Consider the following 12,267-nt stretch of genomic DNA (forward strand, 5'->3'; position numbering starts at 1 on the left):
AAAGTCGTTTCATGTTTCAGAACCGCGCAGAAGCCCTGGCGCTTGCCCTGCCCGCAGCAGTCTTTGCCGCGCTGGTCTTTCTGCTGCCCGTTGTCGTTCTCCTCTCCGAAGGCTTTCGCATCGACGGCAGCTGGACGCTCAGCGCCTATACCGGCTTCTTTTCCGAGCAGCTGAACCGCACCGTCTTTCTGCGGACCTTCCGCTTGGGACTTGAGGTTACGGCGGTCTCGGCCGTGATCGGCTACGCCGCAGCCTTCGCGATCGTCAACCTGCCACCCAAGGGCAAGGGCCGGATGATCGGCCTCATCACCCTGCCGCTGATGATCTCGCCGGTTGCCCGCACTTATGCCTGGATCGTCATTCTCGGCCGTACCGGCATCGTCAACCAGGCGATCCAGGGCCTCGGCCTCAGCGACGGCCCGTTGCGCCTGCTCTTCACAGAGACGGCCGTCTTCATCGGCCTGCTGCAGCTCTTCCTGCCGCTGATGATCCTGTCGCTGATCAGCGCACTAGAAAATATGCCGAAGGATGCGATCCCCGCGGCCCGCGTGCTCGGCGCCAACTGGTTCCAGGTCTTCTGGAAGGTGATCCTGCCGCTCACCCGCGAAGGTCTCGTCGTCGGCGGCACGCTCGTCTTCACCGGATCGCTGACCGCCTACATCACCCCCGCCGTTCTTGGCGGCTCGAAGGTGCTGATGCTGGAAACGCTGCTCTATCAGCAGGTGTCGGTTGCCAACAACTTCGTCTCGGCAAGCGTCATCGCCTTCATGTTGATCGTCATGAGCTTTGCCGCCAACATCCTGCTCAAGCGCCTTGCGACCGCGAGGAACAAGCGATGACCGCACGCATTCTTTCTCCGCTGGTTCTCGGCCTTTTGCTGATCTTCCTGATCGGCCCGTTCCTGATCATCATCGCCGCATCGCTCTCGGCCGGCGACACGCTGGCCTTCCCGCCGCAGGGTCTTTCCCTGAAGTGGGTCGCCAAGGTCTTCACCATCGACAGCTTCCGCGAAAGCTTCGCGATGTCGATGTTCCTTGCCGTGTTCGGTACGCTGACTGCGCTCATCCTCGGGATCCCCGCCGCCTATGCGCTGTCGCGCTACAAGCTGCCCTTCGGCGAAACCGTCCGCACGATCGTATCCCTGCCGATCATCGTCCCCGGCATCATCGTCGGCCTGGCGCTGCTGCGCTATCTCGTCGTGCCATTCGGCTTCAACATCACGCTGGCGCTGTTCATGGCGCACACGGCGCTGGTGCTGCCCTATGCCGTGCGTGTCGTTTCAGCCAGCCTCAACAACCTGCGCTCGGATATGGAAGAAGCAGCCGTCCTGCTCGGCTCCTCACGCGTCGGCGCCTTCTTCCGTGTCGTCATGCCGAATATCCGCGGCGGCATCCTGGCTGCCTTCATCCTCGGCTTCGTGACCAGCTTCAATCAGGTTCCGGTCTCGCTCTTCCTCTCCGGTCCGGGCGTGCGCACGCTGCCGATCGACATGCTGGGCTACATGGAGACCACCTACGATCCGTCGATCGCGGCCCTCTCCTCGCTGCTCGCCTTCCTTTCCATCGGCATCGTTTTCCTTGCCGAACGCTTCCTGGGATTCTCTCGTTATGTCTGACGTCTATCTCAAACTCGACAAGCTGACGCTTGCCTACGGCGATACGGTCGCGGTGAAGGATCTGGATCTCACGATCGCCAAGGGCGAGCTTGTCGCCTTGCTCGGCCCCTCCGGATGCGGCAAGACGACGACGATGCGCTCGATCGCCGGCCTGCTCAATCCGGCCTCCGGCCGCATCACGCTCGATGGAACCGAGATCACTCGCGTCTCCGCCAACAAACGCAATGTCGGCCTGGTCTTCCAGTCCTACGCCCTGTTCCCGCATCTGACGGTCTATGAGAACGTCGCCTTCGGCCTGCGCCTAAAGGGCATGGGCGGCAAGGATCTCGATGCCAAGGTCACATCAGGCATCAAGTCTGTCGGCCTTGCCAAGTTTGCCGATCGCAAACCTGCAGAGCTTTCGGGCGGCCAGCAACAGCGCGTGGCCCTTGCCCGCTCCATGGTGATGGAGCCGAAGGTTCTGCTGCTCGATGAGCCCCTTTCCAACCTCGATGCCCGCCTGCGCCTCGAAATGCGCGCCGAGCTGCAGCGCGTGCAGAAGGAAACCGGCGTCACGATGATCTTCGTCACCCACGACCAGATCGAGGCGCTCGCGCTCGCCGACCGGATCGTGGTGATGCTGAACGGCGGCATCGAGCAGATCGGCACGCCGGAGGAAATCTACAACAAGCCGGTCTCGGCCTTCGTCGCCGATTTCGTCGGCTTTGAAAACGTCTTTGCGCTGGAAAACGGCAAGCTCGCGACATCCACCACATCAGTCGAGCTTTCCGGTCCAGCGCCGCAGGCCGCAAAGGGCCTGGCCTGGCGTCCGCGCATGGTGAACCTTGGTTCAGGTCCTTACCAGGGCACCGTGCGCGGCACCTCGTTTGCCGGCAACGTCAGAGAGTATTTGCTCGACACGCCGCTTGGCCCCATCAAGGCCGAGGTCGATGCGGAACTGCCGACGCATGCGATCGGCTCCACGCTTGCCTTCGACCTGCCACTTGCCGCAGCAGCGCCGCTCTCACGCTACAGGTAACATCATGGGCGTCTGGATCGACACCGACATGGGCTTTGACGATATCGCCGCGATCCTCGTGGTGACGCACGCGAAGCTCGATATCTCAGGCGTCTCGCTCGTCTTCGGCAACACGCCGCTGCCGCAGGTGCGCGTCAACGCGGCGGGCGCTGCCAAGGCCTTCGGCTGGACCTTCCCGATCCACAGCGGCCGCGCCATGCCCGTCCTCGGCTCGCTCGAAACCGCGCAGGCGATCCTCGGCGAGACAGGCATTCCGACATCAGGCCAAGGCTTGCCCGTCGCCGCGCCGCTGGTGGAGAGCGACGCGTTCACCGCCCTCTGCCGCTGGCTCGAGGCCGATGGCCCGCATCGGATCCTGGCGCTCGGCCCCTTGACCAATCTCGCCGCCCTCGCATTGGCACGCCCGGACCTCGCTGCCCGCATCACCGAACTGACCTGGATGGGCGGCGGCGTCACCGCAGGCAATCACACGGCGTCCGCCGAGTTCAACGCGCTGGCCGACCCGGAAGCCCTCGCCATCGTTCTCGCCCATAATCTGCCGCTGCGCATGGTCGACCTCGATCTTTGCCGCAAGGTCGTCGCGACGCCTGATGACGTCGGCCCGGTGCGAGGCGCCGGTGGCGCCAATGCGGCACTTATCGCAGATATGCTCGACGGCTACATCGGCATCGGAACGAGCCGAGGCAGGCCGGGAATGGCGATCTACGACCCCTCAGCCGCAGTCGCCTTCGTCGCACCCGACATCGTTACTTTCCGTCCGGCGCGCATCGATGCCGAATTGCAGGGTCAGCATACGCGTGGCCGCACCGTGGTCGAGACCCGGGCGACGCATGCGACCTTCAATGCCAAATATGCCGTCGATATCGACGCGGAAAAGGCGCGTACCCTTATCCTTGGCGCACTGATCGATGAGGCCAGCCGATGAGCGCCGCGGAACCGAAGGATCTCAACGATCCCGCACTTCGCACCCGCGCCGTCGCCGCAGCACGCGGTGACACGCCTTTCGACTTGCTGATCTCGGGCGGACGCCTGCTCGATGTCGTCACCGGTCTGACCCGCGACGCCGACATCGGCATCGTCGGAGCGCTGATTGCAAGCGTCCACGCGCCGGGCAGCCGCACGGACGCTGCCAAGATCGTCGACGCGACAGGCAGCATCGTCTCGCCCGGCCTCATCGACACGCACATGCATATCGAAAGCTCGATGGTGACGCCGGCCGAGTATGCCGCAGCCGTTGTTCCGCGCGGTGTGACGACTATTGTCTGGGATCCGCACGAGATCGGTAACGTGCATGGCCTGGATGGCGTGCGCTGGGCGATCGAAGCGTCCCGGTGCCTGCCGCTGCGTACCATCGTCCTGGCGCCTTCCTGCGTTCCTTCCGCTCCGGGGCTTGAAGTCGCAGGCGCCGATTTCGACGCATCTGTTATCACCGAAATGCTGCGGTGGCCTGGCATCGGCGGTGTCGCCGAAGTGATGAACATGCGCGGTGTCATCGACGGCGATCCGCGCATGACCGACATTGTGAATGCCGGCCTCGCTTCTGGAAAGCTGGTCTGCGGCCACGCGCGCGGACTCGAAGGCGCCGACCTGAACGCCTTCATGGCCGCCGGCGTCACTTCCGACCACGAACTGACCTCGAGCGCCGACCTGCTGCAGAAGCTGGCCGCCGGGCTGACCATCGAGCTGCGCGGCTCGCATGACCATCTGCTGCAGGAATTCGTCACCGCACTCAACGGTATCGGCCATCTGCCATCGACGGTCACGCTCTGCACCGACGACGTCTTCCCCGACGAACTCAAGGACGGCGGCGGTCTCGACGACGTCATCCGTCGGCTCGTCCGCTATGGCATGAAGCCGGAATGGGCGCTGAGAGCCGCCACGTTCAACGCTGCGCAGCGGCTGAAGCGCTCGGATCTTGGCCTGGTCGCTGCCGGTCGGCGCGCCGACATCGTGCTCTTCAAAGACCTTGTTGGCTTCGCTACGAAGGCCGTCATCGCCAATGGCGCGATCGTCTCGACATCGGGTGAAATGGACGCCCAGTTGCGCTCGTTCGAGACGCAGGCATTGCAGGACTCGGTCAAGCTGACGGCCCTGACGGAGGATGACTTCAGAGTTCCCGCCACCGGCAAGCGCGTTCGCGTCGCCACGATTGACCGCCCCCGTTTCACGCAGTGGGGCGAGGCGGAAGCCAGTGTCGACGGCGGTTTCGTCGTTCCGCCCGCCGGAAGCACCATGATCGCGGTCGCGCATCGGCACGGCAAGGTCGATGGCAAGCCACGCGTCGGCTTCCTCACCGGTTGGGGAGAATGGCGTGGAGCCTTCTGCACGACTGTCTCGCACGACAGCCACAACCTGACCGTCTTCGGCGGCAACCCGCGCGACATGGCGGTCGCCGCCAACGCGGTGATATCAGCGGGCGGCGGCATGGCCGTCGCGAGAGACGGCCAGATCGAAGCGCTTCTGCCGCTGCCGGTGTCGGGCCTCGTGACGGAAGCCCCACTGGCAGAAACGGCAGCGTCCTTCCGGGCGATCCGCAAGGCGATGGAAAAGATCGTCGACTGGAAGCCGCCCTACCTCGTGTTCAAGGCCTGCTTCGGCGCAACGCTTGCCTGCAACGTCGGCCCGCATCAGACGGACCGAGGAATCGCCGACGTCCTGACCGGCAAGGTGCCCGAAAGCCCCGTGATAGAGATTCTTGAGAGCGAATAACCTCAGCATCCGGGCGCTGTTGCCCGGCTGATCAGTCTATCAATCTGCGCAAAAGATCTACAGCGTAGCCTTCAGCTCACGCTCGACCAGAGCTGTCCAGAAGGCCGCGCCATAACCAAGCGCATGGTCGTTGAAATCATAGGCGGTGTTGTGGTGCAGGGCGCCATCGACGGCAGGACCGTTTCCGAGCCAGACGTAACATCCCGGCGCATTCTGGCCGAAAAAGGCGAAGTCATCGCCCGCCGTTGACGGTGGGAAATTGGTGCGCACCTTCTCCCCGAAGACAGCTCCGGCCGCGCCGAGCGCACGCGCAGTCGCATCGCTGTCGTTGACGACAGGCGGAATGCGCCGCTCGAACTGATAATCGACCGCAATGCCGAACATCGCCGCCGTGCCCTTCGCGAGCCGGCCAATCTCTTCCTCCAGCTGATCGCGGACCTCAGGCGAATAGGCCCGAGCCGTCCCCCCGATCTCGACGATATCGGGAATGACGTTCAACGCCTTGGGGTCGCCGGCCTGCAGCGAACAGGCGCTGACGACGGCCGGCTGCAGCGGATCGACGACGCGCCCGACGATCGTCTGCAGCGACATCAGGAAGGTCCCAGCGGCCGTGATCGGATCCTTGCCAAGGTGCGGCTTGGCGCCATGTGTCCCTGTCCCCCGGAACGTCACGCGCCAGCTGTCCGACGATGCCAGTTGCGGCCCTTCGACCACGGCCATCTCATCGACGGCGAGGCCAGGCATGTTGTGAAGACCGTAGACGGCATCGCACGGGAAGAGCGCGAACAGGCCTTCCTCGACCATCCGGCGTGCGCCGCCCCGGCCCTCTTCGGCCGGCTGGAAGATGAAATGCACGGTTCCTGAGAACTCACGCGTCGCCGCGAGATGCCGCGCCGCGCCGAGCAGCATCGTGGTATGCCCGTCATGTCCGCAGGCGTGCATCTTGCCGGCGTACTTGGATTTATACGGACGATCCGCGATCTCAGGCATCGCAAGTGCATCCATATCGGCGCGCAACCCGATCGTCCGTGTCCCGTTGCCAACCTGCAGCGTACCGACGACACCCGTGCCGCCAAGCCCACGATGCACCTTGATACCAGCCTCTTCGAGCAATCGCGCGACGATATCGCTCGTGCGCTCCTCCTCGAAGCCAAGCTCGGGATGGGCGTGCAGATCGCGACGCAATTCGGTGAGGAAAGGTAGATCGTGCTCGATCCGGGCGGGAATGGGCATGTGCCGGACGTCCTGTAGTGCGAGCAGGCGCCGGAACGGTCCCGCTTTTCAAAACCTTATCGGTCAAAAGCGCGGGGAGTTCAACCAAGCAAGGTCCCTCTCCCGCAATCCTTGACAGCTCGAGCCCCGAAATGCCTAATCCGGGCAGAGGATACCCCATGACCGACGACAGCCTTTCGACCGACAGCAAGCTCACGACATCAAAGCGCCGATGGGCAAGCGAAGGCAGATTTCTCACCGGACGCATCAGCCGTCCGGAAACCGACCGCTTGCCGCCGGGACAACACCTCGTCAAGAACTGGCCCGTTCTCGACCTCGGCGAGCAGCCGATCGTGGAACTGGAAAGCTGGCGCCTGCAGGTGGTGGGTGGTGTCGAGCATTCACAGAGCCTGACATGGGCGGCCTTCATGGCTCTCGCGCAGAGCAGCAAGATATCGGACATCCATTGCGTAACGACATGGTCGCGCTACGACAACAAGTGGGAAGGTGTAGCAACGCGCGATCTTCTTGATCTCGTCCAGCCCAGGCCGGAAGCAACACATGTCATGCTGACGAGCTACGACGGCTATACCACCAACTTGCCGCTTGCCGATTTTGCAGCCGAGGAAGCTATTCTCGCGACCACCTGGGAAGGCCAACCCTTGACGCGTGACCACGGCGGCCCGATGCGGCTCGTGGTCCCGCATCTCTATTTCTGGAAGAGCGCGAAATGGTTGTCGCGTATCGAACTTCTCGCCGGTGATGCGGCAGGCTTCTGGGAGAAGAACGGATATCACATGCTGGGCGACCCCTGGCGCGAGCAGCGCTATTCGGACGACTAGTGACGTGCTTGTAAAAAATAAGGTACCAATTGGTACCTTATTTACTCGCCGGTAACGCGACACACGGTAGACAGATGCGGATCACCCCAAGGAGGACCGCATGGTCAGCGCAGTTTCCAGCTCATCGACGTTGCTTTCTACGTCGAATTCCTCGTCGTCATCCTCGTCCTCGTCGGACGGTGCCAGCATCAAGCAGCAGATCGCAAGCAAGGAAGCCGAGCTTGCGAGCACGGAGGACCCGACGGAAGCCAAGACCCTGCAGAGCGATATATCGACGCTTGAGGCAAAACTCGCGAAGCTCGAAAATTCGTCAAGCGAGAAGAGCGGCGAGCAGAGTTCAGGCGGCTCGCAGCCCGCAAAACTCTCTGGCGAAGGCGACCGCATCGGCACGACGAACTTCGATGAAGATAGCGAGTTCGGCGAGCGCGTCGCTTACGTCTGACGCTGAGGGGTGGCTGCGCGGCGAAGCATTGCAAGCACCCCCACGACCAGCAGGCCCGAGATCCCGGCAAGACCAACGAGCGTTGTTAGGCTGGCCAAATGCGTGGGAACAGCGCTCCAGCGCGGCCGAATGATATCGGCCGTGTTGAAGGCCTCGCCGCTGAACTCGCAAGTGATCAACGCAAGCCCACGCTGAACCATACCGGCATCGACTTCCGAGACGATTGCCTCGGCGGTCTCCGCTTCGCCCTTCATCGTCCGCATCATCAGCAGCACCGCCTTGGTGGCGGCAAGATAGGCATGCGCACATTCGTTGAAGGGGCTTGCTTCATCCGTGACGCTGCCTAGTACCCGGCCCCAAAGGCAGTATGCATATTGGATCTCAGCGAAATTCAGGACCCGACGGAACGGCTCGTTCGTATCGACTGCCCGCGCGGCCAGATCGATAATGCGCGACCGGTATTCGGCAATCATGATCATTTCGCCATGCGATATTTCCGGCACGGCAATCCCGGTATGCGGCCCGTCAGCGGTTCGCTGATGGGCAGCCGTGCCGCCGGCCGTTACCAGCACGAGCATGAGCGTAAGCGCGCGGAGCAAATATGAACTCGGCAAAGGGATACCAAAAGACCCCGGACGTGGCCGGGGTCTTCCTTTCTGACTATCTGAACGCCGGAGCGCGGACATGCCGCCCGGCACCCGCCGCCAACTTGCGGCTGGCAAGTGCACCGAACACCAGACCGATAGCAGCCCACAGGATCACATGCATGCCGATCGAGGTCGTGCGGAAGTTCCAGAGGACCATCGCGGAATAGTTCTCCGGCACTTCATTGATCGGCGGCAGCAGATACTGAACGATACCGATGAATAGCATGTAGCAGAGGCCGGCGATGATCGCGCCGTTCCACTGACCAAAGCGGGGAGCCAGACGGCGAGCGACCACGATTGCGGCAACCAGTGCAGCAATCGACACGACGATCATCAGGAAGAAAAGCTCGGTCCTGGCGCCGATCGTATCGGGATTGCCAACCGCGGGCGGATTGGCGGGGTACTTGATATTCGGCACCAGTACCACGGCAACAAATGCCGCAACGGCGATCACCGCGGAGGTTCCCCGGGCGCTCAGGTTGCTGAAGCGTCCCTGCACGAAGGCAAAGACGAGCGCAAAAAGACCGCCGACGGCGATGCTGTAGGCCATGACGCCGGTGAAGAGACCAATACCAGCCTGTGTGGCGCGCGTGACGATCTCGGGCTCAGACGCCTCGCCGGCAGCCTGCGCGGCGGCCTCCTCGAAGGCGATCGCCTGATCGACCAGCGGCTCGCCGAAGGTATGGGCGAAGGCAAAAACCAGGATGCCAGCAATCACCCCCGCGAGCATGCCGCGAAGCAAAAGATTTCCAACCATGTTCGCAACTCCCTTAGTGGCAGGGGAAGCCGAGAAGGTGCCGGCCGTCGTGCACGAATTCATGCACGTACATACCGTTGAAGAGCGCCATCGCGCCTTCCTCGGTGCCGACGAAATAGATGGCGATCAGCATCAGCAAACCGCCGAAGATCGCCCAGGGCAAAATCTCGCCAACGGGAATGGGCGCAGGAACCGAAACGGGCGTGAAAGTGGTGTCAGACATGTATTCCTCCTGGAATGACGCGTTCAGTCGAGAATGGTTGCGTGGTAGGGTCTGACTTCCAGTTTGAGGTATCCTCATCCTGGTCACAGTGGCGCGACCGCACCGGAATTTCACCGGCTTCCAAACCCACAACATCACCGTTATATCTGCGCCCTCGAACCTGTCAACGAAACTTCATACAGCGACAGGCCACCACTCCCGTTATGCGGAATCCACTCGAATGATGACGCGCCTCACCTGGATCTGTCACGGCGCAACCGCGGCCAATCGCAATGCGCGCTTTCCGCTGGATGAGCCGCTGGAAGAAGCCGCGTTGCAGGAGACCGCCGCACTCGGGCCTTTGCTCGCACGCACCGACCGGACCTTCGTCAGCCCCACATCGCGTGCACGGCAGACCGCCGAGGCTCTTAACCTGCCTTTCATGGCTTCAACCGCGCTCGCCGAATGCGATTACGGTCGCTGGGCCGGAGAAACCATGACCGGAATCCACGAAAGCGATCCCGATGGCCTGGCGACATGGCTTTCGGCTCCGGAAGCAGTACCACACGGCGGCGAAAGCATTGCAGCGGTTCAAGCGCGTGTGGAACGCTGGATGGAGGACCAATCCGGTACCGGCGGGCACACGATCGCGATCACCCACGCGACAGTGATCCGGACGGCTGTGCTGACAGCTTTGCGGGCACCACTTGCCTCGTTCTGGCGGATCGACGTCGAACCGCTCTCGCTTGTGCAGATGACCAGCAACGGATCGCGCTGGTCGCTTCGCTTTGGCGCGGCCTGAGACAGCGCCTCCCTTATCGAAGGGCCTGCAGGCGATCAGCTTTACGCAAGGCAATTGCGCAATAGCTAAATTGCGCGACCTCTGAAAAGGCCGCGACCTTCATCAAGGAGGTTCGACCATGCCTTATGACTGGAGCGGGGCACGCGCACGGCGTTCCCGCATCATGCGACTGACCACTGCGCTTTGTGTTGTGTTGCTGTTTGTCAGCGTTTCGCTGTTCATGCATCTCTGATCGAGGTGGGCGGGCCCGCCGCTCGCCCCACCTCGTCTACCAATCCGCGTGGTCGGATCACTAGAAATCGCCCTCCGGTTTCAACGAACATTTCAGACTTCGATGCTAAACCCGCCTATGGGTGGAGATGGAGTGAGGAATGCCGGTATTCTTCCGGAGTAGAGCCGGACGGCAATGTCTGTCACTCATAGCGCTGGGCATGGCGCTGTGGGTCGCCGGCGCGATGCTGGAATTTGGCTATTGGCTGGCGACCTTCGTCAGCGAGTTCGAGCCTTATGGCGCCGACAAGCTGGTGCTTGCGCTCGCCATCGGCGGCGCAATGAGCTTCCTCTATTCCGTGCTGCGGATCGCCGACCTTCGCAAGGAGATGGACCAGCGCGCCAGGGCAGAAGCCAAGGCCGACTGGACGGCCACACACGACCATTTGACCCGCCTGCCGAACCGCTATGCATTCGAGCGCAAGGTCCTGCGCCGCAAGCCGTCGTCGGAAGACGATCCTGAGACCGTCAGGAACGTCACCATTTTCTGCATCGATCTCGACGGCTTCAAGAAAGTCAACGATCTGATCGGCCACAACGGCGGCGACGCGCTTTTGATCGAAGTGTCCAAGCGAATCTGCGCCATCGGCAGTGCCGACTCCGTTTACCGCTTCGGCGGCGACGAATTCATCGTCATTGCGGCCGGGTTTTCGGAGCAGCAGGAACAGCGCTTCGCGCGCCTGCTGATCCAGGCCGTGACGCGGCCCGTCCACATCGAAGGCTTTGCGGTCGAGGTGGGTGCCAGCGTCGGCTACGAGCGCTGGGCTGAAGGCCGCGAGCCGCTTGAGGAAGCCGCACACCGCGCCGATCTTGCGATGTACGAGGCAAAATCACGTGGACCGAACCACTATCTGGCCTTCGAAGCGACCATGCACGAGAAGGTGATGGTGCGGGCGGCACTGGAAGCCAAGCTGCGGGTCGCCATCCAGGAAAAAGCGCTGCGCCCCTTCTATCAGCCGCTCATCGACCTCCGAAACGGCGAGGTCTGCGGCTTCGAGGCGCTCGCGCGCTGGACGGATAAGGACGGCACCAGCATTCCGCCCACGACCTTCATCGCGATCGCGGAAGAGACGGGCCTCATTACCGCGCTGTTCGAGGACCTGCTCGACCAGGCGTGCCGTGATGCGCTGAACTGGCCGGACCATATCCGCCTGTCCTTCAACGTCTCGCCGGTGCAGATGGAAGACAAGCTTCTGACGACGCGCATCTTTAGGGTGCTTGCCGGGAGTGGCCTCAAGGCCCAGCGTCTCGAGATCGAGATCACGGAAAACGCACTCATTCAGGACCCTGCGGCAGCCGCCGCGATCCTGGCGGAACTCCACGACGCTGGCGTGCAGATCGCGTTGGACGACTTCGGCACCGGCTATTCAAGCCTGGCGCAGCTTGCCCGCTATCGTTTTGACAAGATCAAGATCGACAAGAGCTTCATCGCGACCTATCGCGAAGACGAGCGTCAGGAAAAGGTCGTGCGCGCCATGCTTGGCCTCGGCCACAGCCTGAACATTCAGACGACGGCCGAAGGCATCGAGGAGCATCGCCAGCTCAGTCACCTTCTCCAACTCGGCTGTGACATTGGACAGGGCTATCTCTTCGGCAAGCCGATGCCGGCAAACGAGGCGCTGATCTTCCTGGAGCAGCGGGAAAAAACAGCCGCCGTCGGCTGATACCCGCAACATTAGCGAAATTTAATGGAACTTTCTCGTTGACGGACGCGTTTCTGCTCGAATCTTGCGGTCTTTTGACCGCATGCA

Annotated in this window: 13 protein-coding genes; 9 read left to right on the forward strand and 4 right to left on the reverse strand. The window is 62.4% G+C overall.

The features are described 5' to 3' along the window. Positions 1 to 11: 11 nt before the first annotated feature. Genes FZ934_RS12530 through FZ934_RS12550 form a run of 5 tightly spaced genes read left to right on the forward strand, consistent with a single transcriptional unit; the run spans position 12 to position 5,342 of the window. A complete protein-coding gene (locus FZ934_RS12530) occupies positions 12 to 839 on the forward strand; it encodes an ABC transporter permease (RefSeq protein WP_153271330.1) in 828 nt (275 codons plus the stop codon). Continuing rightward, positions 836 to 1,615, forward strand: coding sequence for an ABC transporter permease (locus tag FZ934_RS12535; protein WP_016557255.1), 780 nt, complete (start codon positions 836 to 838; stop codon positions 1,613 to 1,615). Before FZ934_RS12530 ends, FZ934_RS12535 begins: the two co-directional genes overlap by 4 nt. Beyond that, on the forward strand, positions 1,608 to 2,633 hold the full coding sequence (locus FZ934_RS12540) for an ABC transporter ATP-binding protein (RefSeq protein ID WP_153271331.1): 1,026 nt from the start codon (positions 1,608 to 1,610) through the stop codon (positions 2,631 to 2,633). Before FZ934_RS12535 ends, FZ934_RS12540 begins: the two co-directional genes overlap by 8 nt. Before the next feature lie 4 nt (positions 2,634 to 2,637). Then, the gene (locus FZ934_RS12545; protein ID WP_153271332.1) at positions 2,638 to 3,558 is read left to right on the forward strand and encodes a nucleoside hydrolase; all 921 of its coding nucleotides are present in this window, start codon (positions 2,638 to 2,640) and stop codon (positions 3,556 to 3,558) included. Continuing rightward, entirely contained in the window at positions 3,555 to 5,342 is a 1,788-nt protein-coding gene (locus tag FZ934_RS12550; RefSeq protein WP_153271333.1) for an adenine deaminase, read from the forward strand. Before FZ934_RS12545 ends, FZ934_RS12550 begins: the two co-directional genes overlap by 4 nt. Before the next feature lie 57 nt (positions 5,343 to 5,399). Here FZ934_RS12550 and FZ934_RS12555 read toward each other — a convergent pair whose 3' ends face one another. After that, entirely contained in the window at positions 5,400 to 6,575 is a 1,176-nt protein-coding gene (locus FZ934_RS12555; protein ID WP_153271334.1) for a M20 aminoacylase family protein, read from the reverse strand. A 158-nt stretch (positions 6,576 to 6,733) separates the two neighbouring features. Here FZ934_RS12555 and FZ934_RS12560 point away from each other — a divergent pair, with 158 nt between their 5' ends. Further along, positions 6,734 to 7,396, forward strand: a complete 663-nt coding sequence (locus tag FZ934_RS12560) for a sulfite oxidase-like oxidoreductase (RefSeq protein WP_153271335.1) — start codon at positions 6,734 to 6,736, stop codon at positions 7,394 to 7,396. A 100-nt stretch (positions 7,397 to 7,496) separates the two neighbouring features. Next, on the forward strand, positions 7,497 to 7,838 hold the full coding sequence (locus FZ934_RS12565) for a hypothetical protein (RefSeq protein ID WP_153271336.1): 342 nt from the start codon (positions 7,497 to 7,499) through the stop codon (positions 7,836 to 7,838). On the opposite strand, the gene FZ934_RS12570 is transcribed toward FZ934_RS12565, so the two are convergent. The 3 genes from FZ934_RS12570 to FZ934_RS12580 form a co-directional block, all read right to left on the reverse strand. Continuing rightward, a complete protein-coding gene (locus FZ934_RS12570; protein ID WP_153272447.1) occupies positions 7,829 to 8,416 on the reverse strand; it encodes a hypothetical protein in 588 nt (195 codons plus the stop codon). The genes FZ934_RS12565 and FZ934_RS12570 overlap by 10 nt on opposite strands. A gap of 82 nt (positions 8,417 to 8,498) precedes the next feature. Further along, positions 8,499 to 9,242 (reverse strand): CbtA family protein, encoded by a 744-nt coding sequence (locus FZ934_RS12575; RefSeq protein ID WP_153271337.1) that lies wholly within the window; start codon positions 9,240 to 9,242, stop codon positions 8,499 to 8,501. Positions 9,243 to 9,255: 13 nt separating this feature from the next. Then, on the reverse strand, positions 9,256 to 9,465 hold the full coding sequence (locus FZ934_RS12580; protein ID WP_037182520.1) for a CbtB domain-containing protein: 210 nt from the start codon (positions 9,463 to 9,465) through the stop codon (positions 9,256 to 9,258). Between the two features lie 220 nt (positions 9,466 to 9,685). Here FZ934_RS12580 and FZ934_RS12585 point away from each other — a divergent pair, with 220 nt between their 5' ends. Continuing rightward, complete coding sequence (locus tag FZ934_RS12585; protein ID WP_194273707.1) at positions 9,686 to 10,246, forward strand: histidine phosphatase family protein; 561 nt, start codon at positions 9,686 to 9,688, stop codon at positions 10,244 to 10,246. 371 nt (positions 10,247 to 10,617) lie between these two features. Next, on the forward strand, positions 10,618 to 12,180 hold the full coding sequence (locus FZ934_RS12590) for a putative bifunctional diguanylate cyclase/phosphodiesterase (protein ID WP_153271338.1): 1,563 nt from the start codon (positions 10,618 to 10,620) through the stop codon (positions 12,178 to 12,180). The last annotated feature ends 87 nt before the right edge of the window (positions 12,181 to 12,267 follow it).

Source organism: Rhizobium grahamii, assembly GCF_009498215.1.
Taxonomy (GTDB): domain Bacteria; phylum Pseudomonadota; class Alphaproteobacteria; order Rhizobiales; family Rhizobiaceae; genus Rhizobium; species Rhizobium grahamii_A.

Coding starts and splice junctions, on each gene's coding strand:
- FZ934_RS12565 (WP_153271336.1), top strand. CDS start 7,497: ATGGTCAGCGCAGTTTCCAGCTCATCGACGTTGCTTTCTACGTCGAAT.
- FZ934_RS12570 (WP_153272447.1), bottom strand. CDS start 8,416: ATGCTCGTGCTGGTAACGGCCGGCGGCACGGCTGCCCATCAGCGAACC.
- FZ934_RS12530 (WP_153271330.1), top strand. CDS start 12: ATGTTTCAGAACCGCGCAGAAGCCCTGGCGCTTGCCCTGCCCGCAGCA.
- FZ934_RS12575 (WP_153271337.1), bottom strand. CDS start 9,242: ATGGTTGGAAATCTTTTGCTTCGCGGCATGCTCGCGGGGGTGATTGCT.
- FZ934_RS12560 (WP_153271335.1), top strand. CDS start 6,734: ATGACCGACGACAGCCTTTCGACCGACAGCAAGCTCACGACATCAAAG.
- FZ934_RS12555 (WP_153271334.1), bottom strand. CDS start 6,575: ATGCCCATTCCCGCCCGGATCGAGCACGATCTACCTTTCCTCACCGAA.
- FZ934_RS12535 (WP_016557255.1), top strand. CDS start 836: ATGACCGCACGCATTCTTTCTCCGCTGGTTCTCGGCCTTTTGCTGATC.
- FZ934_RS12540 (WP_153271331.1), top strand. CDS start 1,608: ATGTCTGACGTCTATCTCAAACTCGACAAGCTGACGCTTGCCTACGGC.
- FZ934_RS12580 (WP_037182520.1), bottom strand. CDS start 9,465: ATGTCTGACACCACTTTCACGCCCGTTTCGGTTCCTGCGCCCATTCCC.
- FZ934_RS12585 (WP_194273707.1), top strand. CDS start 9,686: ATGATGACGCGCCTCACCTGGATCTGTCACGGCGCAACCGCGGCCAAT.
- FZ934_RS12545 (WP_153271332.1), top strand. CDS start 2,638: ATGGGCGTCTGGATCGACACCGACATGGGCTTTGACGATATCGCCGCG.
- FZ934_RS12550 (WP_153271333.1), top strand. CDS start 3,555: ATGAGCGCCGCGGAACCGAAGGATCTCAACGATCCCGCACTTCGCACC.
- FZ934_RS12590 (WP_153271338.1), top strand. CDS start 10,618: ATGCCGGTATTCTTCCGGAGTAGAGCCGGACGGCAATGTCTGTCACTC.